The sequence below is a fragment of the Pseudomonas parasichuanensis genome, from assembly GCF_021601385.1.
Classification (GTDB): Bacteria; Pseudomonadota; Gammaproteobacteria; order Pseudomonadales; family Pseudomonadaceae; genus Aquipseudomonas; species Aquipseudomonas parasichuanensis.
This window is the reverse complement of sequence record NZ_BQHO01000024.1, coordinates 50,940-76,659: the sequence shown is the minus strand read 5'-3', so window position 1 is coordinate 76,659 and position 25,720 is coordinate 50,940. Positions and strand designations below refer to the sequence as shown.

General features: G+C 64.3%; 15 protein-coding genes and 1 pseudogene. All 16 read right to left on the bottom strand.

What is annotated here, in order from left to right; genetic code table 11:
- Positions 1–91 precede the first annotated feature (91 nt).
- The 16 genes and pseudogenes from mscK to L6D77_RS18615 all read right to left on the bottom strand — a co-directional run bounded on the left by mscK (position 92) and on the right by L6D77_RS18615 (position 25,711).
- Positions 92–3,400 (bottom strand): mechanosensitive channel MscK, encoded by a 3,309-nt coding sequence (gene mscK, locus L6D77_RS18685; RefSeq protein ID WP_232882935.1) that lies wholly within the window; start codon positions 3,398–3,400, stop codon positions 92–94.
- Between the two features lie 35 nt (positions 3,401–3,435).
- A complete protein-coding gene (locus L6D77_RS18680) occupies positions 3,436–5,178 on the bottom strand; it encodes a potassium/proton antiporter (protein WP_232882934.1) in 1,743 nt (580 codons plus the stop codon).
- 323 nt (positions 5,179–5,501) lie between these two features.
- Positions 5,502–6,569 carry a 3-deoxy-7-phosphoheptulonate synthase gene (locus L6D77_RS18675; protein ID WP_232882933.1) on the bottom strand — a complete coding sequence of 356 codons (1,068 nt, stop codon included), beginning with the start codon at positions 6,567–6,569 and terminating at the stop codon, positions 5,502–5,504.
- Between the two features lie 267 nt (positions 6,570–6,836).
- Positions 6,837–8,747: a threonine--tRNA ligase gene (gene thrS, locus L6D77_RS18670; protein ID WP_232882932.1), complete on the bottom strand. Its 1,911-nt coding sequence runs from the start codon at positions 8,745–8,747 to the stop codon at positions 6,837–6,839.
- Between the two features lie 87 nt (positions 8,748–8,834).
- Positions 8,835–10,244, bottom strand: a complete 1,410-nt coding sequence (locus L6D77_RS18665) for a chorismate-binding protein (RefSeq protein ID WP_232882931.1) — start codon at positions 10,242–10,244, stop codon at positions 8,835–8,837.
- Complete coding sequence (locus L6D77_RS18660) at positions 10,241–10,885, bottom strand: hypothetical protein (RefSeq protein ID WP_232882930.1); 645 nt, start codon at positions 10,883–10,885, stop codon at positions 10,241–10,243. Before L6D77_RS18660 ends, L6D77_RS18665 begins: the two co-directional genes overlap by 4 nt.
- Before the next feature lie 99 nt (positions 10,886–10,984).
- Positions 10,985–11,755, bottom strand: a complete 771-nt coding sequence (locus tag L6D77_RS18655; RefSeq protein ID WP_232882929.1) for a 2,3-dihydro-2,3-dihydroxybenzoate dehydrogenase — start codon at positions 11,753–11,755, stop codon at positions 10,985–10,987.
- Positions 11,752–12,639 (bottom strand): isochorismatase family protein, encoded by an 888-nt coding sequence (locus L6D77_RS18650; protein ID WP_232882928.1) that lies wholly within the window; start codon positions 12,637–12,639, stop codon positions 11,752–11,754. The genes L6D77_RS18655 and L6D77_RS18650 overlap by 4 nt, the downstream gene beginning before the upstream one ends.
- Before the next feature lie 31 nt (positions 12,640–12,670).
- Positions 12,671–14,299 carry a (2,3-dihydroxybenzoyl)adenylate synthase gene (locus tag L6D77_RS27535; protein WP_373870598.1) on the bottom strand — a complete coding sequence of 543 codons (1,629 nt, stop codon included), beginning with the start codon at positions 14,297–14,299 and terminating at the stop codon, positions 12,671–12,673.
- A 6-nt stretch (positions 14,300–14,305) separates the two neighbouring features.
- A pseudogene (locus L6D77_RS18645) lies at positions 14,306–18,358 on the bottom strand (amino acid adenylation domain-containing protein); the annotation flags it as partial.
- Between the two features lie 37 nt (positions 18,359–18,395).
- Positions 18,396–20,102 (bottom strand): thiamine pyrophosphate-dependent enzyme, encoded by a 1,707-nt coding sequence (locus L6D77_RS18640; RefSeq protein WP_232882926.1) that lies wholly within the window; start codon positions 20,100–20,102, stop codon positions 18,396–18,398.
- Complete coding sequence (locus L6D77_RS18635) at positions 20,099–21,421, bottom strand: hypothetical protein (protein ID WP_232882925.1); 1,323 nt, start codon at positions 21,419–21,421, stop codon at positions 20,099–20,101. Before L6D77_RS18635 ends, L6D77_RS18640 begins: the two co-directional genes overlap by 4 nt.
- 2 nt (positions 21,422–21,423) lie before the next feature.
- Positions 21,424–22,677: a chorismate mutase gene (locus L6D77_RS18630; RefSeq protein ID WP_232882924.1), complete on the bottom strand. Its 1,254-nt coding sequence runs from the start codon at positions 22,675–22,677 to the stop codon at positions 21,424–21,426.
- Positions 22,674–24,134 (bottom strand): aminodeoxychorismate synthase component I, encoded by a 1,461-nt coding sequence (pabB, locus tag L6D77_RS18625; protein ID WP_232882923.1) that lies wholly within the window; start codon positions 24,132–24,134, stop codon positions 22,674–22,676. The genes L6D77_RS18630 and pabB overlap by 4 nt, the downstream gene beginning before the upstream one ends.
- A 31-nt stretch (positions 24,135–24,165) precedes the next feature.
- Complete coding sequence (locus L6D77_RS18620) at positions 24,166–24,756, bottom strand: anthranilate synthase component II (RefSeq protein WP_232882922.1); 591 nt, start codon at positions 24,754–24,756, stop codon at positions 24,166–24,168.
- 16 nt (positions 24,757–24,772) lie between these two features.
- A complete protein-coding gene (locus tag L6D77_RS18615; protein ID WP_232882921.1) occupies positions 24,773–25,711 on the bottom strand; it encodes a diiron oxygenase in 939 nt (312 codons plus the stop codon).
- Positions 25,712–25,720 lie beyond the last annotated feature (9 nt).

The window sequence follows — 25,720 nt, the reverse complement described above, 5'->3', positions numbered from 1 at the left end:
ACAACGCTGTTATCTTGTGGGAGCTGGCTTGCCAGCGATCGAGGGCGCAGCCCTCGCCAGCATTCTGGGGGGCATGCCCGTTTGAGTCCACTCAGCTGGACGCAGTGCCATCCGGCTTGGGCTGTTCCATCGGAATCAACTGCTGCTTGCCGCCCTTGGTATCCATCACGAACACCTCCACCTGGCGTACCGAGATCTTGATGTCGTGCGCCTTGAACTCGCGGTTGATGTAGCGGTTGAGCTCGTCCAGCGTCGGGTTGCGGTCGCCCAGGTCGCGCACGTGCATGCGCAGCTCATGGTCCAGCGAGCTCTCGCCGAAGTTGAGGAAGTACACGATCGGCTCCGGGTCCTTGAGCACTCGTGGGTTCTCGTGGGCGCCCTTGAGCAGGATCTCGCGCACCAGGTCCAGGTCCGAGCCGTAGTCGATGCCCAGTTTCAGCGTTACCCGGGTGACCGTGTCGGTCAGCGACCAGTTGATCAGCTGGCCGGTGATGAAGGTCTTGTTGGGGACGATGATGTCCTTGCGGTCGAAGTCGGTGATGGTGGTGGCGCGGATGCGGATCTTGCTCACCGTGCCGGACAGGTTGCCGATGGTGATGGTGTCGCCGATGCGTACCGGGCGCTCGAACAGGATCATGATGCCGGAGATGAAGTTGGCGAAGATCTCCTGCATGCCGAAGCCCAGGCCCACCGACAGCGCCGCCACCAGCCATTGCAGCTTGTCCCAGCTGACCCCGAGGGTCGACAGGGTGCTGACGATGCCGACGCCGACGATGATGTACGACAGCAGCGTGGTGGTGGCGTAGGCGCTGCCCTGGGCCAGGTTCAGCCGCGATAGCACCAGTACTTCGAGCAGGCCCGGCAAGTTGCCGGCCAGGGCGAAGGTGATGCCGACGATCACCAGTGCCCCCAGCAGGTCGCCGAGGCTGATCGGCACCATGCTGGCGGCGGCACCGGTGCCGCTGGTGTATTCGTACAGGGTGAAGTTGTTCAGGTAGGAGAACACCGAAATCAGGTCTGCCCATACCCAGTACAGGCCGGCGATGAAGCCGCCCAGCAGGGCCAGGCGGATCAGGCGCAGGGACTGCTGGTTGACCTGCTCGATGTCCAGGGTCGGCTCTTCCACCGGCACTTCGCCGTCCAGGCCTTCCTTGACCGCCTGGCGTTTGCTCAGGGCGCGCTGGTAGGCCAGGCGCCGCGCCGCCACCGACAGGCCGCGCACGAAGGCGGCTTCGATCACCAACCAGAACAGCAGCAGGTAGAGGGTGTAGATCAGCCGGTCGGTGAGCTTGAGGGCGGTGTAGTAGTAGCCGAAGCATACGGCCACGAACAGGGCGATGGGCAGGGCGGTGAAGGCCACCCCGACTGCGCGGCGGAACAGCGAGGTGTCGCGGTGCGCCGGGCTGCTCAGCAGCAGGCGGCTGAGCAGCCAGGCCATCAAGGCGTAGCAGGCCAGTACCACGCCGATGCCCAGCACGTCGTCGGCCAGGGCCGAGGGCTGGTGCTCGGCCACCGCCACCACGCCCACCAGGGCCAGCACCACGGTACCCAACCGGCGCACCCAGCCACGCAGGAACTCGACCTGCGGCTTGTGCCAGCGGAAGTGGATCTCGGCCACGCCGCCCGGGGCGAGGATGCGGTAGGCGGTGTAGAACACCAGCCAGGCCTGGGCCAGTTGCCAGAGTGCGGCGCCGAGGTTGGCGTTCTGCCCGCGGGCGTCGATCTGCAGGGCGTAGCTGCCCAGGGCCAGGGCCAGGGCCACCGGCATGGCCAGGAGGATGTTGATCAGGATCGCCTGGGGCGTGTGCCACTGGCTGTCACGCTTGAAGTGGCCGATGTCCTGGTGAACCTTGCCCAGGCGCTGGTACAGGTACTTGCGCCGCCACAGCAGGGCGCCGATCACCAGCAGCAGCGGCAGGAACAGCAGCGGGCGCTGGCTGAGGCCGTCGGCCAGCTCCTTGACCCCCGAACCCCAGGGCAGGCTGGCGACCTGATCGGTCAGGCGCTCTGGCACGAAGCGCAGCCACTCCCAGTCCAGCGGCTTGTTGCTGGGGATCCAGAACATCTGCTCATCCAGGGTGGTGCGCAGGTTCTGGGCGGTGCTCAGCAGCTGTTTCTGGTTCAACTGCAGGGTGATCGACTCGTTGAGCAGCGCGGAGAGCTCACGGTTCAGGCGTTCGAGCAGGTCGCCCCGGGTAATCGCCACTTCCAGCAGGGCCTTGCGCAACTGCGGTGTGGCGTCTTCCTGCGGCTGGCTGGCCAGCAGCTTGTCGACATAGCTGGACGGGCTGCTCATCTGCTCGCGTTGCTGGTTGATCTCGAACTGGTACAGGCGGATATCGGCGATCTGGTCGGCCAGGTCGCGGTCGACCTTCAGGTGCGGCAGGGCCTGCTTCTGCTTGTAGAGGATCTTCGACAGCAGCAGGCTGCCCTTGAGCACGTTGATCTGCTCGTCCAGCGCCTGGTCGGCCTGGGTCAGGCTGTCCAGCTGTTGCTTGGTCCTGAGGTTCTGCTGGGTCAGCTCGTTCAGGCGGTCGGTGCTTTTGAGCAGGTAGTCCGACAGCTTGAGGTTGGCGGTGCTCTCGTTGGCCAGCACGGTGCTGCCGCCGGCCTTCTGCGCTTCGATCGACTGCTGGGTGACGGCCTGCTGGGACTGGGCCAGGCGCTTGTCGTTGATCAGCGTCTGCAGGTCCTGGATCTCTTGCTCCAGGCGCGCGGCGCGGGCGATCAGCAGGTCGTGGCGGGCGTTGCCCAGGTCCTGCAGCAGGCTGTTGGCGGCCAGTTCCTGGCGGCGCAGCTGGGTCAGGGCGTTGAGCGAGGCCAGCTCGGCGTTGAGCTGGTTGCGCAGGTCGCTGGTCAGCGGCTTGCCGCCGTCCTTGCCGCTCTTGAGGCTGTTGTTGATCTGTTGGGCGCGGGTCTGGCTGCTGCTGATCTCGGCCTGGGCGCGCTCCGGGCGGGTCTGCGAGTTGATGATCAGGCTGTTGGCTTCGGACAGGGCTTTTTGCAGCTCGCCCTGCTGGGTGCTGCGCTCGCTGAGCATCTGCTCAAGCTGCGGCACCGTGAGGCTGGCGTAGCGCTGGGCCACGGGCAGGGCGCTGGCGCCCTTGAGCTTGATCAGCTCGCGCTGGCTGTCGCGGGTCTCTTGAGGGGCGGTGGCCAGCTGCTGCTTGAGGGCTTCGAGCTTCTTCTCGCTGTCCTCCTTGCTGGCCAGCAGTGCCAGGGTCTGTTCCAGCACCTGCTGCACGGCCTTCTGTTCGGCTTCGGGCAGCTTGCGCTCGGCGATCTTGTCGAGGCTGTTCTGGATGCCCGAGGTGGTCGGGACCTCCGCCGCCGCGGCGGCGAACGAGAGGGTCAGGCACAGCCCCAGCAGGGCTGCGCGGCAATAATGGCGCAGGGACATAGGCAGGATTCTTGTGCGACGGGGCAAATCGGAGTTTAGAGGAACAACCCGGGGCCAGGCCGGGTACCTTCGGGGAATCTGACGCCGACTTTCTGGATCTTGTTCCCGTCCATGACCGCGACGGTCCAGATCGTGCCGTGCCATTCGATCTGGTCGCCTACTACTGGCGCGCCTCCGACCTTCTGTCGGATGAACTGCGCCAGCGGCATTTTCGCGTCCAGGCCGTCGAGTTTCAGGCCATAAAGCGCGGCCACCGCGCCCAGCTCGGCATCGCCCTCGAGGACGAAGTCGCCGAAGAAGCGCAGGTCCAGGCCGCGTTGCGGCGCCTGGCTGAACAGCTTGCCCAGCGCTGGCAGGTTGTGTTCGTGGCCGATCACGCAGAGCATGTCGCCGACCTCAAGCACGGTACTGCCCGAGGGGTGCAGCAGTTGTTCGCTGCGAAACAGCGCGGCGATGCGCGTGCCTTCGGGCATCTTCAGTTCGCGCAGGGCGGCGCCGATGCACCACTTCTCGGCGCCCAGGCGGTAGACGAACAGCTCCCACTCGCTGGTGATGTGCACTTCCAGCGCCGAGCGCGAAATCGGCGCCGGGTCTGGCGGTACCGTGACCTTGAGCAGCTTGGCCATCCACGGCAGGCTGGTGCCTTGCACCAGCAGCGACACCAGCACGATGAAGAACGCCAGGTTGAAGAACAGCTGCGCGTCGGGCAGGCCAGCCATCAGCGGGAACACCGCCAGGATGATCGGTACCGCGCCGCGCAGGCCGACCCAGCTGATGAAACCCTTCTCGCGGCCATGGAAGGCCTTGAACGGCAACAGCGCGGCGACCACCGACAGCGGCCGGGCAACCACGATCATCCACAGCGCCAGGCCCAGTGCCGGCAGGGCGATGGGCAGCAGGTCATGGGGCGTGACCAGAAGGCCCAGCACCAGGAACATGCCGATTTGCGCCAGCCAGGCCATGCCGTCGAGCATGTGCAGGATGCCGTGGCGGCTGCGCACCGGCTTGTTGCCCAGCACCAGGCCGCACAGGTAGACGGCGAGGAAGCCGCTGCCGTGCAGGGCGTTGGTCAGCGAGAACACTGCCAGGCCGCCGGCCACCACCAGGATCGGGTACAGGCCGCCGGCCAGGTTGATGCGGTTGACCAGTTGCAGCATCAGCCAGCCGCCGCCCAGGCCCAGCAGCGTACCGATGCCGAACTCGCGCAGCAGATGGGTGAGCAGGCTCCAGTGCAGGCCGGTCTGGCCGCTGGCGATCATGTCGATCAGGGTGACGGTGAGGAACACCGCCATCGGGTCGTTGCTGCCGGACTCGATTTCCAGGGTGGCCGTGACCCGCTCGTTGAGGCCCTTGCCGCCGAGCAGCGAGAACACCGCCGCAGCGTCGGTGGAGCCTACGATGGCGCCAATCAAAAGGCCCTGGATCATGCTCAGGTTGAACAGCCAGGCGGCGACCATGCCGGTCAGCGCGGTGGTGATCATCACCCCCACCGTGGCCAGCGACAGCGCCGGCCACAAGGCTACGCGAAAGCTCGCCACCCGGGTGCGCAGGCCGCCGTCGAGCAGGATCACCGCCAGTGCCAGGTTGCCCACCAGATACGCGGTCGGGTAGTTGTTGAAGATGATGCCGCCGCCATCCACGCCGGCGACCATGCCGACGGCGAGGATGATGACCAGGATCGGGATGCCCAGGCGCGATGACAGCGAGCTGACCAGGATACTTGCACCCACCAGCAATGCGCCGATCAAGAACAGGCTGTTGATGGTGCTTGCATCCAAAGGCAGGTACTCCGGTACATCGCGGGGGAAGGGACCTGAAGGTGTGAACTAGCAGGTCGCGTGCCAATCGATTCTAACCTGATGAATTGGCAGCATGTAAAGCGTTTCTGCATATGAAAAAAGCACCCTGAGAGGCCATGCCATTCAGGGTGTTCGAGCAGGCAGGGAGGTACTCGCCGAAGATCTAGCCGCGCCTGTCGGATCGAGCGCCGCCCGCACGGCGTTCGATCTGACCATTGCACGGCCTTGAAGCAGATGCCTCCAAGAAGGTGCCTTTCGCAGGCCGCTGCATTGGCCGCAGTGCAGGGCCAAGCCGCTCGGTTTCAGAGCCGCTCGGCGGCGCGGCGCAACAGCGTGCGGGTATCGTCCCAGCCGAGGCAGGCGTCGGTAATGGACACGCCGTAGCGAAGTTGCCTCGAAAGGTCCTGCCGGCCGGGGTTCAGATTGCTCTCCAGCATGACACCGAAGAGGTCATGGTTACCTGCCTGGCGCTGTGCCAGCACTTGCTCCAGTACCTGTGGTTGACGGGTAAAGTCCTTGTTGCTGTTGGCATGGCTGCAATCCACCAGCAAGCGTGGGGCGATACCGGCGGCCATGAGCTGCGCCCGCGCCTGGGCGACGGAGTCGGCGTGATGGTTAGGGCCGTTGCGTCCCCCGCGTAGCACCAGGTGACTATCGCGGTTGCCGGTGCTGCTGATCAGCGCCGGCTGGCCATACAGGTCGGTGCCGAAATAGCGGTGCGGGTGGGCAGCGCTGCTGATGGCGTCGCAGGCCACACCCAGGCCGCCATCGGTGGCGTTCTTGAAACCCGCCGGTACGTCCAGGCTGCTGATCAGCTCGCGATGGATCTGCGATTCACAGGTCCTGGCACCGATCGCGACCCAGCTCAGCAGGTCGCTGAAATACTGTGCGGCCATGGGTTGCAGCATCTCACAGGCTAACGGCAGGCCGAGCCCGACCAGCTCCAGCATCAGCGACCTGGACAACTCCAGGCCGGCCTGCATGTCGTCGCTGCCGTCGAGGTAGGGGTCGTACATCAGGCCTTTCCAACCGACCGTGGTCCGTGGCTTTTCCACATAGGCACGCATGACGATCAGCAGCCGGTCACGCAGTTCGTCGGCGAGCTCGGCCAGTTTTCCTCCATATTCGACGGCAGCCTGGCCATGATGCAGCGAACAAGGGCCGACGATCACGAGCAGGCGCGGGTCGGTGCCATGGATGATGTCGCGAACGTGCTGGCGCTGTCGTTGCACCTGTACTGCCAGGTGTTCGTGAAGTGGCAGCGCAGCCCTCAGCGCTTGGGCGCTGGGCAGTGCCTGGGTAGCGGCATCCATGTCCGTACGGCTGACTGAAGCAAGGGCGGGCGAACGCAAAGTGGCAATGGTGTTCATGTCTGACATCCTGGTTGTCGTTCTGGAGAACAGAGGGCCCGCTGACGGGGGTAAGCAGCACTTTGCCGTCGACGCACAGGCACGAGCCGACGACGCATGCGCGTAGCTGCAAGGCAAAGCAGAATGGTGTCGAGGGGCGGCGGCGGGCCGCGCTAGTCGGGTGGGGCTTCGAACATCGCGATCTCCTGAGTTCAGCGTCCGTGGCAAACCGGCTCATGCCTGGTCTGGCCGCAGGTTCTGTGGGTTCAGAACCTGCGGCGGGCCGTATCAGTGCATCTGGGTGTCCTTGAGCAGCAGTTCGGCGAAGTCATCGACGCTGAGTATGCCGAGGTCCTCGCCGGCACGGCTGCGCACGGCGACTGTGCCGCTGTCTTTCTCGCGGTCGCCGATCACCAGCAGGTAAGGCACGCGCTGCAGGGTGCTTTCGCGGATCTTGTAGCCGATTTTCTCGTTGCGCAGGTCTGCCTCGACTCGCAGCCCACGTTCACACAGCTGCTGGCGAACCAGGTCGGCATAGCCGTTCTGGGCCTCGGTCACGGTCAGCAACATGGCCTGCACAGGTGCCAGCCAGGTTGGGAAAACCCCGGCGTGGTGCTCGATGAGGATGCCGATGAAACGTTCCAGTGAGCCGACGATTGCCCGGTGAAGCATGACCGGGCGGCGCCGCTGTGAGTGTTCGTCGACGTACTCGGCGCCCAGGCGGTCGGGCATGTGGTAGTCGACCTGGATGGTGCCGACCTGCCATTCCCGGCCAATGGCGTCGCGCAGGTGGTACTCGATCTTGGGGCTGTAGAAGGCGCCTTCGCCTGGCAGTTCCTCCCAGCTGACGCCGCAGGCCCGCAGCGCCGAGCGCAGCTGGTTTTCCGCTTTGTCCCAGACATCATCGCTGCCCAGGCGCTTGCTGGGTTCCGGGCGCAAGGCGATCTTGACCGCCACATCCTCGAAGCCGAAGGCCTTGTAGACCTTCTGTGCCTGGTGATGGAAGGTGCGGATCTCCGACTCGATCTGCTGCTCGGTACAGAAGATGTGCCCGTCATCCTGGGTGAAGGCACGCACCCGCATGATGCCGTGCAGGGCCCCTGAAGGTTCATTGCGGTGGCAGCCACCGAACTCGCCGTAACGAATCGGCAGCTCGCGGTGGCTGCGCAGGCCGAATTTGAAGATCTGAATGTGGCCCGGGCAGTTCATGGGCTTGAGCGCGTACTGGCGGTTTTCCGATTCGGTGACGAACATGTTTTCCTTGTAGTTGTCCCAGTGCCCGGATCGGCGCCAGAGCGAGCTGTCCACCACCTGCGGGGAGCGCACTTCCTGATAACCGCTGTCGCGGTACACCTTGCGCATGTACTGCTCTACGGTCTGCCAGATCGCCCAGCCCTTGGGGTGCCAGAACACCATGCCTGGCGCTTCCTCCTGCTGGTGGAACAGGTCGAGCTGCTTGGCCAGCTTGCGGTGGTCGCGCTTCTCCGCTTCTTCCAGCTGCGACAGGTAAGCCTTGAGCTGTTTGTCGTTCAACCAGGCGGTGCCGTAGATGCGGCTGAGCATTGCGTTGCTGGAGTCGCCGCGCCAATAGGCCCCGGCCACCTTCATCAGTTTGAACGCGCCAAGCTTGCCGGTATCCGGCACATGTGGCCCTCGGCACAGGTCGATGAACTCACCTTGTTGATACACCGAGAGGGTTTCGCCTGCCGGGATATCCTCGATGATCTTCACCTTGTACGACTCACCCAGGCTGCTGAACAGCTCGATAGCCTGCGCGCGCGGCAGCTCCCGGCGTTCGATGGCCAGTGCGCTGTCGACGATCCGCTGCATCTCGGCCTCGATCAGTGGCAGGTCGTCCTGGTTGAAAGGGCGTTCGGCCACGAAGTCGTAGTAGAACCCGTTGTCGATCACAGGGCCAATGGTCACCTGGGTGCCCGGGTACAGGCGCTGGACGGCTTGTGCCATCAAGTGCGCGGTGGAGTGGCGGATGATCTCCAGGGCATCTGCGCTTTTGGTGGTGATGATCTCGACCGTGTTATCGCCGGTCAGCAGGTGCGAGGCGTCGACCAGACGCCCGTCGACCTTTGCCGCCAGGGTCGCGGCCGCCAGGCCGCTGCCGATGGTCAGTGCCAGTTGCTGGACGTTGAGTGGCTCCGGGAATTGCTTGCGGCTGCCATCCGGCAGAGCGATAGAGATCATGTTTTTGCTGTCCATGTAGTTTGACGTTGGCACTGTTGTGCCGGTGTAGAGACCCAGCGTGATCCTGTGCAAGGTGTTGCGACGTTATCACCCTTCATATGACCAGGAGCTGTTTTGCAGGTACGGTTTCATCTTGTTGCCGGTTTCCAGCCATTCCCGGTACGGGTCGCTGGCCTTGACGATGCCGCTGCCGGCAAAGATATGCACATGCGCTTCTGTCACCTTGGCGGTCCTGATCGCCAGGGCGAAGTTGCAGCGGCCTTCGAGGGTGAGGTAGCCCAGGCCGCCCGTGAAGAACTCGCGGTCGATGTACTCGAAGCGGCGGATACGTTCGCCGCTCATGGCCAGGGGCTTGCCCCAGATGGTTGCCGGCGGGTAGACAGCGGCCAGGGCATCGAACACGTTCGCTTCGCTGGCCAGTTCACCTTCGATGCGGCTCTTGAGGTGTTGCACATAGCCCAGGTCAATGACATTCCTGGATTCGCGCATGTCCAGTGAACCCGGCCGGCAAACCTGTTGGAGCTGTTCAAGAAACAGCTGGGCAGCGGTTTCGTGTTCTTCCAGCTCCTTGCTGTCCGACAGCAGTTCCTGGCGGTAGCGGTCGCGCTTGAGCGCTTCACTTGAGCCTTTGCGGGTGCCGGCAAGGGGTTCGACGACGACTTTCCTGCCGTCGGTGCGGATCAGGGTTTCCGGTGAAATACCGATCCATGCCGGCCCCTGATCCCAGCGGAACAGGTATTCGTAATGCGGGTTGGGGCGGGGTGCGACCTGGTCGAGCAACTGCAACGGGTCTACTGCTTCGCGCATGCGCAGGCGCACTTCACGCCCGATCACTACCTTGTCCGAATCGCTGGCGGCCATCTCGTTCAAGAGGTCGAGCAGGTTGTCGACGTAATCGGTGCACTGCGGAATGAGTTCGCAGCTGCTGACGCCGGGCAAGGCCGGATAAGTGCGCGGCGCCAGCCGCGCCACGGCCTGCTCTATCTGCGGGTTGTGGGCTGGATCGAAGCTCGCGCCGTGGACACGTCCATGCTCCACCCACAGGAACACGCGGGGCAGGGTCATGATCATCGGCTCGGTCAGGCGCTCGGGGTGGGTCGCACAACGCCAGCCACCCAGCAGAGGCACGTTGCCGGGCAAACCTGCCAGCTCTGGCGAGGTATCGCCCAGGGTTTTCCAGGCGTGTGCCACCCCTTGGAACAGTTGCTCATGAAACGGCCGCTCGTTGTCCAGGTGCAGCGAGTCGCGATGCAGCACGCGCTCTTGGTCCAGCCAGTCGATGCGCAGTGCCTGGGCTTCGCGAGTCACGCGCAGGCGATACTGGCTGCCAAGCCCGACCAGTGAGCGGTCACAGCCATCGGTGTGTTCGCTGAACACGCAGCTGAACTGCCCGGCAAGCTCCGGGAAGACGTTGCTCAGTTCGGCGAGCAGCCCGATGCCGGTATCGTGCACGCCCAGCGCGGGCACGGGGAGGAGAAGGTCAAAGTGGCTGATCATGCGCAAGTTGGCTCCCTCAATACATGGGCCAGATGACTGCAAAGCTGCAGTCCCTTTTCGAAGTCCGTGGGGACGGGTAGCGGTGGCCTGGTCGTTGGGCCGACCCTGCCTTGCCAGTGGTGCACCAGGCCGTGCGGGAGGCTGCGTGGCTGCACCACGTTTCGCAGGGCGTACAGGTTGTCGCGTGGGTCGAACAGCCAGAGGCCGGCGTCGTGTCGTGGCGGCGTATCGCATAGCAGCAGGGCAGGGCCGTGGGGGTTCCCTGGGTTGGCGTCGGCCAGCCGTTGGCTGATTTGTGCCGGGCTGAGCCCATGCGCCTGCAGTGACAGGGGCCGGGCTGTCGCCTGCGGCCAGGCGGGAAGCAGCTGGCCGTCGAGCAGGCTCAACGTGCTTGCGCAGTCGGGGCCGGTGCCCGTGCCGATGGCCAGGTAGGCATCGTTGATACCCTGCAGTTGCCTGGCCTGGGCCGGGGTGACGTGCAGAATCGTCAGTATCGGCCCGGCAATCATCCATTGCAGGTAGCGACGCAGGCGCTGGTTGGTGATCTCGATGGCGTGACGGTCCAGGTCTGCCTCGGTCGGCAGTTCAATCCACTGGATGAAACCTTGGCCACAGAGGGCCTTGTCCAGGAGCTGGCGCACTTGGCCAGGGGAAACCTGAGCACTGCTGGGCGCGTGCCTTGGGAGGGGCGAAACGGTGTTGTTCATTGGAGTCTGCCTCACTCTGTCCTTGATGGGCACTCAGCCGAAGGTGGCGCCGCCGTCCATGACCAGATCCTGCAAGGTGATGTGGTTGGCATCGTCCGACAGCAGGAAAGTAATGCCGGCAGCAATGTCCTGGGGCTCGGCGATCTTGCCCAGCGGGATGCCGATGCGGTGCAGGCCGAGGTCACCCTGGACCATGCGCTGGTCCAAGGTGGCGTCGCTGCCGGCCAGCTGGTGCAGCATGGGGGTACGGGTGGAGCCGGGCGATACCACGTTGCAGCGCACACCCTGCTTGCCGAGCTCCAGGCCCATGCAGCGGGTGAGCATGGCCACCGCGGCTTTCGAGGCGCAGTAGCCGCTCAGGTTGACCCGCGGAGTGCTCGCGGCGTTGGAGGCAACGCTGACGATTGCGCCCCGGCGCCGTTGCACCATGCATCGGGCGACCGACTGGGAAACATGGAAGGTGCCGTGCACGTTGACCTCGAAAAGCTGCAACCAGGCCTGTGCCGTTAGCTGCTCGAAGGGCGCTGACACCATTACCCCGGCGGCGTTGACCAGGCCATCGAGTGAGTAATGCTCGTCGATGCGTTCGACCAGGCTCATGATCTTTTGCCGGTCGGTGATGTCGGCACAGTGAAGCTTGAGGTTGTCCGAGCGCAGGCGTTCGGCGAGCGCCTCCAGGCCCTGACTGTCGCAGTCCAGGGCAATCACCGTGGCGCCTTCGGCCAGCAGGCGCGTGGCTACAGCCGCACCGATACCGCGCGCGGCCCCCGTTACCAGTACGGATTTATCGATGAAGCGCTTCATACCGGGGCTCCCGCGGCTTGCGCTTGCAGGCGCTGGTCGACCAGTTGTACCCAGGCGCGAATGCTGCGGCGCTCGAGCAGTTCGAGGAAAGTCAGCGGCAGCCCGGTTTGCTGCCACTGCTCGAACAGCATCAACAAGCGCACTGAATCCAGACCCAGCTGGACCGGGTCGTCCACCTCCATGACCTGGCTCACGGGAAGCGCCAGGCAGCGTGCGACGTCGCCCGGCAGGTCATGGGCGACGCTCGACGGGGCGAGCGTGTCGAGCAGCTGTTGCGTCGACAGCACAACGCTTGAACAGTGCGCCATCTGCTCCAGCGCCAACTGGTGACGCTCCAGGGAAAAGTCGGCCAGGGCATCGGCGACGACGAACGGCTGGATGTCTGCCATGAAGGCGTCGGTGGCGGTGGCCAGGCACCCGATGTGGGCGTAGACACCGCAGATGATCAGCTGGTCGCGGCCGGCTGCTTGCAGTCGCTCAAGCAGGTCGGAACGGGCGAAGGCACTGTAGCGATGCTTGACCAGCACCACATCACGCTGCGGATCGGGTGCCAGCCCGCTGACGATGTTGGGGCTGAAGCCGTCATCGGCCAACCCCGGGCCCCAGAAGTCGCAGAGCAGGCCACGTGAATCGACGGCCTGGTCACCGGGCTGGGCGGTATAGAACACCGGAATGCCAAGGGCATTGCACGCTTCGCGCAGGGCCTGGATGCGCTGGACCAAGGCATCGACCAGGGCTGGTGAGGCATAGGGCTTGAGAAAGTGGTTCTGCATGTCATGGACCAGCAGGGCCAGCCGCTCAGGCGCAGGCGACCAAGGCAGCGCTGGTCGGTTCAGCGGGGCATGGTCGGGAATCGGGTAGTGCTGAATCTGTGGAATTGCCATCGCAGTATCCTTGAAATCGAAATAGGGCGGTTCACGCCGCGAATTGCTGGCGCAGTACCTTCTTGTCGGTCTTGCCCAACGTGGTCTTGGGCAGGCTGGGCAGCCACTGGAACTGATCGGGAATGCGCTGTGCAGCAACGCCGCGTGCCTGCAAGTGGGCCTTCAGGGTGGCGGTGTCACAGCCCTGGCCAGGGGCGACGACCAGGACGGCACACGTGCGCTCACCCAGATGCGGGTCGGGAACGCCAATCACTGCTGCTTCCAGCACTCCGGGGTGGGCCAGCAGGCGGCCTTCGATCTCTTCTGCAGCAATTTTTTCACCGCCACGGTTGACCTGGTCCTTGTGGCGGCCGGTGACCACCAGGTAGCCGTCCTCGCGCAGGCACACCACATCGCCGGTGCGATAGAAACCGTCAGCGGTAAATGCCCGGGCATTTTGCTGGGGGGCGTCGAGGTAGCCACGGATGGTGTACGGCCCACGTACCAGCAGGTGCCCTGGCTGCCCGACGGCGACCGGCAGATCGTCATCATCGACCACCAGGATTTCGTCCAGCGGGCTCATTGGCCGCCCTTGGGTGTGCAGCAGTTGGTCCAGGTCGCCGTTGAGGTCGGTGTAGCAGACCAGCCCTTCGGACATGCCATAGACCTGTTGCAGGGTGAAGTCGAAGTTTTCGCTCAAGCGTGCCGCCACCTCGTCGCTCAGGCGCGCGCCACCCACTTGCAGGAAACGCAGGCTGCTCAGGTCGTGCTGGCGTGGCGCGTGCAGCCAGGCCTGCGCCAGGCTTGGGACCAGGGCGGTGAAGGTCACCCCTTCCCGGGCGATGCTGGCGAAGCAGGCCGAGCCGCTGGGGTCTGCCTGCATCACGACACGGCCGCCCGCAAGCAGGGTTCCGATGAACCCCGGGGAGCTGAGTGTGAAGTTGTGCCCGGCTGGCAGCACGCACAGGTAGACGCTTTGCGGGCTCAACTGGCAGATGCTGGCGCTGACCCGGATGCTGTACAGATAGTCGTCATGCCGGCGCAGGATCAGCTTGGGCATGGCGGTGCTGCCGCCAGAAAGTGTGATCAGCGCTGGTGCGCGGCTGTCTGTGGCCGGAACGGGAAGGTCGCGGCCATACAGGCTGGCATAGGGTGTGAACTCTGCGGCTTCGCCCAGTACGATCACGTGACGAATCGCATCCGGCAGGGTTTGCAGCTCGCGGGCGATGTCCCGATAGTCGAAGCCCAGGGCGTGATCCTTGATCAGGTACGCGACGGCCTTGCTGGCCTGGACAATGTGGGTGATCTCGTTGCGTCGGTCGGTGGGCAGGGCGAACACCGGGACGACGCCAAGCCGGAACAGCGCGAAGGTGGTCTCTATGAACTCCAGCACGTTGGGCAGTTGCACCACGATACGATCGCCCGGTCGCAGCCCCAGGCGGGCGAATCCGTCGGCCAGTTGGTTGCAGCGGCTGTGCAGTTCGGCGTAGGTAAGGCTGCGCTCCCCGTCAGTCAAGGCGATCCGCTCGGGGGTTTGGCCGGCATGGCGGGCGATACAGGCATCGAGGGTTTCTCCGGTCCAGGCTCCCTGCTGGCGGTAGTAGCGCTCGAAGCGCTCTGGCCAGTAAGGGGCGTCAAGGCCGGGCAGTTGCGGGGCGGCAGGTTGAGCGTGGGCCTCCAGGTGGTCCAGGCACTGCTGGCGCGAAGCCGGGCCGAATGCCACCTGCCAGCCTTGCGGTATCGGGCTGAAGCTCGGCCATAGCGAAGGCTGCAAGGCGCTGTTGCGTAGCAGCAGGAACTGGCCGTGGGGGGCATCGAACGGGTTGTGGAAGTCGCGTAGCACACGCTGCAGGCGCCGAGCCTGGGGCGTGACCAGCGTTGCGTTGTGCCGCAGCAGCACTTGCGCCAGTGTTTCTGGCTGCTCGCTGACGAAGTAGTGGCCGCCACCTTCGATCACGTCCAGCGAAACATCTGCGCTGTAGGCCTGCCAGTCGAGGTAGCGACTGGTGTAGTCCGGGGTCAACGGGTCGGCGCTGCCGACGATGACATGGATGGGCGCGCGCAGCATGCCGCGCTGCCTGGCCTCATTGCTGAAGAATGCAGCGGTCTGGCCGGCATCGTGCTTGGTCATCCTGGCAATGGCGGCCAGGCTGTGCGCATCGGGCACCTCCCTGAACCCGCCCAGCTCACGCAGGAAATCGATGATCTGCTCGCCAGAGCGCTGGGCCACCTGCTGTTCCACCTCTTCAGGCTGCAGGTCAAGCAACATGCCGCCGATGGTCAACCCCCGCAGGTCGGCGCCGGCCTGTTCCAGGCGGCGGCTGATGTCCAGGGCCAGCGCATTGCCGGCACAGTGGCCATAAACCAGCAACGGCCCTTGCACCTTGCTCAGCACTTCGGCGACCACGCCGGCGGCAATGGTTGCGTTGTCTGCGAAGGGTTCATCGGCCTGTACCACATCGTGGCCCGGCAGGCGTACGCACAGGTAGTTGAAGGCGCTGCCAAGCTGCTCTACCAGTTGGCGATAGGCAAACACGTTGCCGCCGGCGAACGGCACCAGCAGCAGCGTGGTGCGGCCTGGCTGGGCACCGGCTCCCATGGCCTGGGTCCAGCCGCTGGCAGCGGCGCTCAGGCCACTGTGGCGCAGGTAGTCGGCGCAGCCGCGGGGCGTAGGTTGCTCGAACAGCTGCAGCACGGGCAGGCCCATGTCCCGGCACAGGCCGATGGCTTTGATCGAGTCGCCGCCGATGCTGAAAAAATCGTCGTCCAGGCCGATGCGCGGTAGATCCAGGTGCGTTGACCAGTGGGCCAGAACCTGTTCATCGAGGCGGTCCCGGGCAGGCTCCAGGTGGCGCGCATGGTTTGCCTCGATCGCGGGCAGGGCACGGCGATCGAGCTTGCCGTTGGCGGTGATGGCAAATGCCTGCTGCACCCCGATAGCCGCTGGCACCATGTAGGCTGGCAAATGTTCACGCAGGTGCTCGCGCAAGGCCTCGCTGTCTACGTCACCCACTGCATAACCCGGTGCCGGCACGACATGGGCGATCAGCTTCGGATCGTTGGCTCGGTCGTTTGTCACCAGGGCTACGGCATTTGAAACCGATGGGTGGGCACGCAGGCAGCTTTCTATTTCCCCAAGTTCGATGCGATAGCCTCGCAGCTTCACCTGCTGGTCGGCGCGGCCGATGTACTCGAGCTCACCGTCGGCCAGGCGGATCGCCACGTCACCGCTGCGGTACATGCGTTGCCCCGAAGCACCGAACGGGTCAGCGACGAAGCGTGCGGCATCCAGTTCGGGGCGGGCCAGGTAACCCTGGGCCAAGCCTTCGCCACGCACATACATTTCACCTTGTTCACCTTCGGGCACTGGCTGCAAGGCGTCATCCAGAACCAGTACGTCCATGTCGGCGTAGGGGCGGCCGATCAGGCTGCCGGCATTTGCCATTACCTGTTCACGGGTGATGAAACGATGGCAGGTGTTGATGGTGGTTTCAGTGATGCCATACAAATTGAGCAATTGCGTGTTCGCCGGGCGCGGCAGGTCGAACCACGGGGCCAGGCGACCCAGGTCGAGGGGCTCGCCACCGAAGCACTGGTAGCGCAGCGTCATGCGTGCGGCCAGTTCGGGGCGGTCGGCTTCGGCCTCCATGAAACGGTAGAACGCCGAGGGGATCTGGCCGAACACCGTGACCTGTTCGTCCACCACCAGCTCCAGCAGGGCATGAGGGTCGCGGGTAATTGCCACTGGCACGATCACCAGGCGCCCGCCGTGCAGCAGTGCTCCCCACATCTCCCACACCGAGGCATCGAACATGTAGGCATGGCAGCCGGTCCAGACGTCACTGTTGCGGTAGTCGAACCAGCTGTGGGTACTGCCGAACAGCCGCACCACGTTATGGTGGCTGACGCACACACCCTTGGGTTTGCCTGTGGAACCTGAGGTATAGATGACGTACGCCAGGTCCTGAGGCTGTGGCCCGCCCGGTGGTACGTGATCTGCGGCCTCCTGCAAGGCCTGCAGTGCGGCCCTGGCGTCGATGCTCAACGGTTGCTTGCCAGGCTGCAGCTCGCACGCCTTGGCCACCGTGGCTTCGCTGCACAGCAAGATATCGGCGTTGCACTCGTCAAGGATGCTGGCCAAGCGCTCATGGGGAGCGTCGGGGTCCAGCGGCACGTAGGCCGCTCCGCACTTGAGCACGGCCAGGATGGCCACCACGGTTTCCAGGGAGCGCTCCAGCAGCAGGGCGATGGTGCGCTGTGGTGACGATGGACGGGGCGACAGGTTGGCTTTGATCAGATGCGCCAGGCGATTGGCCTGGCAATCCAGCTCCCGGTAGCTCAGTGCCCGTTCGCCCAATGTCAGCGCAATGGCGTCTGGCGTGCTGGCAACCCAGCGGGCGAAGCCATCGAGCAGTGTGGCCTGGTGTTGGCTGGTTGGTGCCAGCGGCGGGTTGGGCTGTTGTGGGTGGGCACTGAGTTGGCCGAGCGGGCGCTCGGCGTCGCTGGCGAACGCTTCAACGAAGGCAAGGAAACGCTCGACGTGGCTTGCCAGCGCACCCGCGTCGTAGAGCGCCGGGTTGGCCATGGCGCAGACTTGCAGCCCTTGGCCAGGCAGGGGCATGACCTGCAGTGAAAGGTCGTCGGCGGCGCCGGCGCTGAGCACCTCGACCGCGCAGTGAAGCGAGCCGAACGCCAGCGTGGGCGAATAGATGTCGATGTTGATCTGCGGGCCGGTGAGTCGCCGTCCTTCGCCAACCAGGTTGCAGTCGCGGCGGATATCCTCTGCCCGGTAGCGCTGATGCGCGCGCATGCCGGCCAGGGCGTCGCCGGCCTGGGCTACCAGTTCGCTTACCCGCGTCCATGGGTCTATTCGCGCCTGCAATGGCAGCACGTTGGCCAATGTGCAGGGCACATCGTGCGCCTGGGTATCGAGGCGATTCATCATCGGGATGCCGACGACCACATCGCGCTGGCCGGTGCTACGGCCGATGAAGGCGGCAAAGGCACCTATCAGCGCGTGCACCCAATGGCTCTGCGATTGGCTGGCGCACTGGCGCAGGCGCTGGAACGCCGCTTCGGACAACTGGCCGCGGTGCAGCAGTGCCTGGCTGGTCGGCAGTTTCACCTGTGAGTTGAGGCTGGCCACGGTCAGACTGCTGTCGACCTGCTTGTGCCAGTAGTCACGGTCCTGGGTGAAGGCAGGCGATGCCTGGTAGGCCTGTTCGGCCTCCAGCACCTTGTGAAATGCTCCCAGTGGCGCTGCGTTGTCGCCTTGTCCGCTGTACAGCGCCGCCCAGCGCTTGAGGAACAGGCCGAGGCCTACGCCGTCCAGCGCGATATGGTGGCTCTTCACGTACAGGCAATCGGCGTTTTCGGCGACGCGCACCACGCTGGCCTGCAGCAATGGGCCGTGCTCCAGGTCCACGGGCGTCAACAGGTCAGCGGCCAGCCATTGGCGGGCGAGGCTCTCGTTGGCGAAGGCGTGTTCGGCGATGACGCTTTGCGCCATCGGCAGAATTTGTTGCTGTACCAGGCCTTGTGCTTCGACCATGCGTGCCCGCAGGCAGGTGCTCTCGCTCATCGCCTGGTCCAGCGCAGCCTGCAGGCGCTGTGTGTCCACGCGGCCGTCCAGGTGCAGCAGGCTGGCGATATTGTAGGCGGCGCTCTCGCTGGCGAGCTGCTGGCCCAGCCAGATAGCGTGCTGGGCGGCAGTGAGCGCGAGTGTGGTGACGGCTTCCATTTCAAACGACTCCATTCTGAGGCTGGGGCACTGGTGCTCAGGCTTTAGGCAGATGCTGCTGTTTCTGCACCGCATCGAAGAACCGCTCGCAAAGATAGGAGCGCGAGTCTGGTGCGACGCGCGCGTCGATCAGCACCGGCCGGTTCATGGCCAAGGCTTCGGCAAGCTGTTCGCGAAGCTGCTGCGAGGTGTTGGCAGTGAAACCCTGCACTTTGTGGAAGCGGGCGATATCGATGAACTCAAGGTCCGGCTGCTCGGTCAGCGGGCGGTCCTGCGGCTTGCTCGACAAAGAGGTCCAGCGCTGGTTGTTGAGAATCACGACAATGGGCGTGGTGCCGAAGCGGGCGGCATGCATCAGCTCGTTGCCGGTCATGTGAAACGCGCCGTCCCCCACCAGCACCAGTGGGCGCTTGCCGCTTGCCAGCTGGTAACCGATGGCGCCCGGTACCGCCAGGCCCATGCTCATGTACAAGGAAGAGGCCAGTACGTCGCGCGGGAACATGCCCAGCGACATGAAAAAGGCGTCACCGCAATCGGCAATCAGGTCAAGGTCGGGGTGCTCGCTGAACACCCTGTTGAACTCGACGATGATTTCGAAGGGGGTCAGCGGCGAATCCGCCGCGGGCAGTGCTTCTGGGGTCGCCTTTTGAATGAACGTGGCCTGGTTCGTATCCAGCGGTGCCAAGGCCTGGCCATGCCGGCGGGCAGTCGTGGCCAGACCAAGCAGGGCTCGCAGGAAAGCCTCGGTGCTCAGCTCGAAGCGCTGACGGCCGACCATCACCACGCCGTCGTTGGCGTGAATCAGCCGGCCCCCGGCGATCTGGCTGACGATGCCCATGTTGACGTCGGAGTTAGGCTCGCCCAGCAGCATCAGTACGTCGCAACTGTCGACCAGCGTCTGGGTGAGGCGAGAAGGCGAGGCCGGGCCTGCATAAATGCCTCGGTAATTGGCATGCGCTGTCGGTAGGCCGCCCCGGGACATGGGGGTTTCGACCCAAGGCAGGCCGAGCGCCTCGCTAAGCGCCAAGGCTTCGACGCCGAGGTGCCAGCGCTTGATGTCCAGGCCAGGCACCAGCACCGGCTGGCTGGCCTGGTCGAGCAGTTTCAATGCCTGTTCGGCGGCGCTCAGCGCCTGTTGGTCGAACAACGCCGGTTGACGCCCGAGGGGCGTGCGCCGAGGTGTGTGGCGCACCTTGTGCAGGAACAGGTCGCGGGGGATCTCGATGTACACCGGTCGCGATTCATGCAGGGCGATGGCGATCGCCTCACGCAGCTGTTCCTGGGCCTGGTGCGGGTCTTCGATGCATGCCTGGTGCACGGTGACTTCCTGCATCAGGCGCAGTTGCGTGCCGTGGTCGACGATGGTGTGGTGAGCGAACATCGAACCTTGCCGCTCCTTGTGCCCGGGCGAGCCGGAGATCACCACCAGTGGCAGGCGCTCCACATAGGCCTGGGCAATGCCGTTGATGGCGTTCAGGGCGCCCACGCCGTAGGTGAAACACACCGCGCCGGGGGCTTGACCGCCCAAGGCGTACCCCAGGGCGGTCAGGGTGGTGCTGTATTCGTGGGACATGGTGCGCAAGGTCAGGCCGGGCGTGCCGAGCATTTCCCGCGAAAGCTGCATCGTGAAGTCGCCGGGAATGCAGAACAGGTCGCTGATGTCGCTTTCAACCAGTACATGGCCCACGAGTTGTCCCAGGGTCAGTTCCCGGGAGCCGGTGAACAACCGGGTCAGTACGTTCATCGCTGAATACCCCGCTCGATGAGGTGGCGACATGCCTCGTCGATGTGCCCGTCGAAGGAGAACGCCAGCGGTGCCAATGGGAAGCCAGCCAGCAGCTCCTTGACCCTGGCCGCTACGCGCGCGGGTTCGGTACGTTTGAAGTACAGGTCCGCCACCAGCCCGGCCACCTGGCGGAAATCGTCCTCGCGCATGCCGCGACGGGTCATGGCCTGCACGCCCAGGCGAATGCCGTGAACGCCCGGCTTGCCGGGGATCTCGATATTGGTCGAGCGAATGCCGCCGGCATGCAGGCTGTCCACGCACATGGCCAAGGCTTGTTGCAGCGTACCGACGGCGAAGTGCACCTGGTGGGTTTCGGTGAAGCCGAACGACTCCCCGGAAACCTCCAGGCCAAGCTCGTGCAGTTGGTTGGCCAGGGCCTTGGCGTTGCGCACCATCTGCTGGGCGTAGGCCATGCCGAATACTTCCATTTCCTTGAAGGCCGCCCACATCGATGGCAGCAACTCGGCGTGGCAGTTGCTCTGCAAGTGCGGGCAAACCCACATCGACGTATCGACCAGCAACGGGTGCTGGGCGGACTTGAAGGCGATGTAGCCTTTTTGCGGGCCGGGGATGGTCTTGTGGGTATTGCCATGGACCACGTCGGCGCCGCAGGCCAGGGGCGAATCGAATACGCCGCCGAGTATCAGGCCGCCGTCATGGCTCATGTCGTAGGTCAAGGTGCAGGACTCGGGCAGTACCGCGCGAATCTCTGCCAGTGGCTGCCAGCGCAGTTTGAACGACTGGTCGAGGATGACGATGCGGATGTGCGGGTTGCGGCGCACCAGATCATCGAGCCTGGCAACATCGATCAGCAGGCTGCTCGGGTCGACCGGCAGATGGAATATTTCGATGCCCATCTTGCTCGCCAGCTGTTCCAGCGCGAAGTGCCCGCCGTCGCGATGGGCGAAGTGGACGAAACCTTCGCCTGGCTTGCAGGCCGCCAGCATCAGCGCCTGTTCGGCGGGCGACCCGCCATTGGGCCGCCAGTCGAATGCCTGTGCCCCGAGCATGCGCCGGGCCAGCCCGCGCAGGTCGTCGGCGATCTCGTTCATCTGCCCTGGTTCAGGGAAGTGCCACTCGCCCATGGGTACCGGGAAGGGGAAGGAGCAGTGGTAGAACGCCCCGGCGGTGCTGCCGGAGGTGAGGCGTACCAGTTCGCTCGGGTAGTTCTCGTTGGCGGTCAGGCTGAGGGTGTCCTGACGGTACTGGTAGTCCTGGTCGAGGGTCTGGGCCAGCCACTCGATGAGCGGGCCGGCGTTGTGCTTGTGCTGGTTCATGTTCAGCGGACTCCTGTCTGTGAAAACACTTCCGGTGTGACGGCAAGCAGTGTCTGGCGAGGGCCGCCGATGACGTCGTATTCGATCTGGCAGGACTGCTCGATGATGGCGTGGTAGAGCTGCTCGATCAGTTGCGCCGGCACATTGAGCGTGCGCCCTCGCGCCGTGCAGCGGGCGAGCACCTGGCGAACCCGTTCGGGCTGCATCACGGCGGTGTTGCTGTCGCGCTTGCTGTCGGCAACCTCACGAATGATTTCCAGCCGCTGCGCGATCAGGTCGACGAGCTGATCGTCGATGCGGTCGATGCGTTCACGGTGAGTGCCCAGCACCGGGCTTTTTGCCACGGCGTCGGGCGTGTGCGCCTGCACCACCTCGAACAGCTGTCTGCAGCTGGTCGCCAGTTGAGGCTGGGCCTCCTGCAGGTAATTGCGCAGGCTGGCCATGGCAGCCAGGAATTCGACATGGGCGTCGTTGCGGGCGTGTCCATCCAGGTGTTGCAGGTAGCCAATGGCCTGCTCGCGGGTGGCTCCGGAGGCCGGGTTGCCGGCCTGGATTTCCCAGTACACGTCCGGGTGGTTGGTCATCATGCGGGCCAGCAGGGCAAGCATGACCTTGAATGGCGGTGGCGCCAGCTCGATCAATTGCGCCAAGGGCACGTCGCTGGCTGCCAGGGTGTGGCCAAAGGCGAGCACCATGGAGTGGCCGACGGTCTGCAAAAGCGCCATGGTCTGGTCATGTTGCTGCGCCGTCAGCGTGTACAGGCGCATGCCACGGCTTGTCAGGCGTTCGCGCAGGTCATCGATTGCCGCTCCAGCCTGGTAGGGCACTACCACCACCGGCCTGCCCTCGGGTGCCAGGTCACCCGAGAACATCGGGTTCAGGCCCACTACCGTCTGCGGCAGCGAGACATCGCGAACCAGCGTGGCGAAGGCGTTCTTGATGGACAGTGTTTCGACCAGCAGGCAGTCCAGCGCCAGGTGCGGCAGCAGGGCGGGAAGCGCCTGCAACAGCACGTTCTCCGAGACCGCCAGCACCAGCATGTGTGCATTCGCCAGTTGCTGGCACAGTGCCGTGCCTGGGGCGCGGATGTCGCCTTGGATGACTTCGCAGCCTGCAGGCGCCTGCGTCGGCTCCAGGTCGACGCCCAGCACCTTCAGGCCGGTTGCGCCCAGCTGTTCGCAGAGCATGCGCCCGATCGAGCCGGCGGCGCCGACCACTATCGCTTGCCTGTGGTTCTCGTGGCGGGGCAGGCTCATGCGCTCACCTCGTCAAGCAGGGCGATCGCTTCCACCACGCCGCTAGCCTTGACCACGGTCTCGACGTATTCGCTCTCAGGGTCGGAAAGTGCGGTGATGGCGCCGCCGACACCGAATCGTGCCAGTGCATCGTGCACCGCCACGCTGCGGATGAGAATGCTCAGGTCGCAGGCGCCGCTGAGCGACAGCCAGCCCAGCGAACCGGAGTAAGCCCCCCGGGCGCCTTGCTCCAGCGCGCCGATGATCTGCATGGTGCGCTTTTTCGGGGCGCCGGTCATCGAACCCCCGGGGAAGCTGGCTTTGACGCAGTCGAGGGCCTGCATGCCGGGCTTGAGCTGGCCCTGGATAGTCGACACGAGTTGGTGAGCATGGGAGTAACTCTCCACCACGAACAGACCGGGTACTTTCACTGAGCCGATCTGGCACACCCGGCCCAGGTCGTTGCGCAGCAGGTCGACGATCATCAGGTTTTCGGCAAGGTCTTTTTCGTCCTGGCGCAAATCGTCGAGTTGGCGCTGATCCTCCCGGGGGTCGTTGCTGCGTGGTCGGGTGCCCTTGATCGGCTTGGCTTCAACCTGCCCCAGGCGGTCGACCTTGAGGAAGCGCTCGGGGGAGGAGCTGGCCATTTCGAAACCGGGAATGGCGTAGTACGCAGCGTGGGGCGCGGGGCTGAGTTCGCGCATGATCCGGTAGAGGGCGTAGGCGCAATGCTCGAAAGGTAGTTCCACCAGGTTGGTCAGGCAGACTTCATAGGTTTCGCCGTCGACGATCTGGCGCTGGGCCTCCAGGATTTTCTCGATGTAGTCCGCTTTCGCGTGCCGGGCGTTGGCATGGGCCGCGATCCACTGTTCGACCTGCTCAAGCGACATGCGCCGGGGGCGCCGGGTCAGGGGTTGGGCGGCGGGCAGTGCCTGCAGGCGTGCGCTGGCGTGGTCGAGCCAGGCGTTGGCCGTCGGTTGGTCGTATTCGTCCTTGACCAGGTGCAACAGGTAGCTGCGTTTTTCCTGATGGTCGATCACCAGCATGCGTGTGGCGAGCAAGAAGGTGGCATCAGGGGTTGGCGACGACCAGGCCGGGTCACCCAGGTTGGCTACTTTCAGGTCGTAGCCCAGGACCCCGACATAGCCGAGGTTGAAGTCGAACGGCAGTTCGGCAGGGCAGGGGGTGTACTGGGCAGCCAGGCGTGCGCTGAGCCAGTCAAGGAAGTCCTCTGCCGGCTCGTGCTGCGTGCCCTCGAGTCGGCGCACTTCGACGCTGGCGCTCTGCTGCTGGTAGCGCAGTACTTCGGCCCAACGGCCTTGCGAGTCACCCATGAAGGTAAAGCGAGAGAACCCTTCAATCACCACACTGCTTTCCAGCAGGAAAGAAGCCGGGGACTGGGCGAACTCTTGCTCGAAGGCCGCCAGGGTGTCGGGCACATGATCAAGGGCCCGGAATTCGACACGGTTGTCACTCATCTGGAATCTCCGGAAAGGCTGGCGCGGGCTGTCAGCAACAGGTGCTGCGGTGCTGGTGTGCGAGGTCACGGAAATTGCCTAGCATTTGCAGGCCTGCCTCGGTGCAGATGGATTCGGGGTGGAACTGGATGCCGTGCAGTGGCCGATCCTTGTGGCGGATGCCATGGATCATGCCGTTCTGGTCCCAGGCACTGACGACGAACGGCGATCTGATCTGGCGCACCATCAGCGAGTGATAGCGCACCACGGTCAGTTCGGCAGGCAGCCCGGAAAACACGCCTTGGCCGTCATGGCTGATGCGGCTCAGGCGCCCGTGCATCGGTTCGGGGGCATGCACCACGTCCATTCCGTGCAGGTGGGCCATGCACTGGTGCCCCAGGCAAACGCCCAGTACCGGCACGCGGGCATCGCGTATGACGTCCTCGCTCAGGCCGATGTCGGCCTTGCGCGCTGGGGTGCCTGGGCCGGGGGAAATGATGATGGCGGCGTAACGGTCGAGATCGATGTCCGCTGGCGAGACGTCGTTGGTGAAGACATCAGGTTCCTCACCGCAAACCTGGCCCATGAACTGGAAAAGGTTGTAGGTAAATGAATCGAAGTTATCGACGATCAGGGTTTTCACGGCAGTTGCCCTCCACTCAGGCGCTGACGTAGTCGCGGTCGGCAAATGCTTCCCTGACCTGCGGGAGGTCGAGAATGCCCATTTGCCGCAGCAGGCGGTACAGACGCTGGAGGATCGATTTCTTCATGCGCGCGTGATCGGCATGGAAGGTCGGATCGGACTCGTGGATCACCTGTTCGGCTTGCTCGGGGCTCAGCCCGCAGTGGGCCAGCATGCGGCGCTCGAAGCGTCGTTCAGGATCGACATTCAGGAAATCGTCGAGATAGGCGGGTAGCATCATGCCGAAGCGTTCGCGGGTGCTTTGCGGCAGGGTCGGCCAGCGTTTTTTCATCACGTCGGCGAAGAACCGCGAATGTCGCCCCTCATCACGGACATGGTCGACCATGAGTGTGGTGAACGACTGGCTCAGTTCACGCTCGCGCCCCAGATTGGCCACTTCGTCGGTCAGCACGTTCTCGGCGATGGTCACGGCCAGCAGCTGGAATTCGGTACGCAGCGATTCTGGCAATTGCGCGTAGGCTCGGGCGGTCGCATCCAGCTTCTGGTTGGTATGTGGCACCTCGATGGCCTCGATACCGCTTTTTTCATTCATCTGGGTCAGATAGTCGAGTGCCACATGGGCGTGGTAGCCCTCGTCGATGATTACCGTGAGGGCCTGTAGTTTTTCCACCTCGCCGATACCGGGGAACTTGTCATGCAGCATGTCCAGGCAACACTGGATAATGAACTTTGTTTCTAATAGCCCGACGTTATAGAGAAACTGATAGGCCGCCTGGGTCAATACATAATTTTTTATGCGCTTGCCATGCGCTTGAATGATCGGGTGCTCACACATTGCGCAACGCGAGACGGGATAGATCAGTTGTTCGCCGTCATAGTCCGGCACAATAATTCGCGGTGTACTGCGCACAGTCGCTTTCGCGTACCAATGATCGTTGATCTGGTCGAGGCTCATGGTTATTTC

What these genes read in the sequence shown, in the direction of transcription:
- pabB (WP_232882923.1), bottom strand. Translation starts at nt 24,134, where the DNA reads ATGAGTGACAACCGTGTCGAATTCCGGGCCCTTGATCATGTGCCCGAC.
- L6D77_RS18665 (WP_232882931.1), bottom strand. Translation starts at nt 10,244, where the DNA reads ATGATCAGCCACTTTGACCTTCTCCTCCCCGTGCCCGCGCTGGGCGTG.
- L6D77_RS18675 (WP_232882933.1), bottom strand. Translation starts at nt 6,569, where the DNA reads ATGAACACCATTGCCACTTTGCGTTCGCCCGCCCTTGCTTCAGTCAGC.
- L6D77_RS18630 (WP_232882924.1), bottom strand. Translation starts at nt 22,677, where the DNA reads ATGAGCCTGCCCCGCCACGAGAACCACAGGCAAGCGATAGTGGTCGGC.
- L6D77_RS18615 (WP_232882921.1), bottom strand. Translation starts at nt 25,711, where the DNA reads ATGAGCCTCGACCAGATCAACGATCATTGGTACGCGAAAGCGACTGTG.
- mscK (WP_232882935.1), bottom strand. Translation starts at nt 3,400, where the DNA reads ATGTCCCTGCGCCATTATTGCCGCGCAGCCCTGCTGGGGCTGTGCCTG.
- thrS (WP_232882932.1), bottom strand. Translation starts at nt 8,747, where the DNA reads ATGATCTCTATCGCTCTGCCGGATGGCAGCCGCAAGCAATTCCCGGAG.
- L6D77_RS18655 (WP_232882929.1), bottom strand. Translation starts at nt 11,755, where the DNA reads ATGAAGCGCTTCATCGATAAATCCGTACTGGTAACGGGGGCCGCGCGC.
- L6D77_RS18650 (WP_232882928.1), bottom strand. Translation starts at nt 12,639, where the DNA reads ATGGCAATTCCACAGATTCAGCACTACCCGATTCCCGACCATGCCCCG.
- L6D77_RS18640 (WP_232882926.1), bottom strand. Translation starts at nt 20,102, where the DNA reads ATGAACGTACTGACCCGGTTGTTCACCGGCTCCCGGGAACTGACCCTG.
- L6D77_RS18635 (WP_232882925.1), bottom strand. Translation starts at nt 21,421, where the DNA reads ATGAACCAGCACAAGCACAACGCCGGCCCGCTCATCGAGTGGCTGGCC.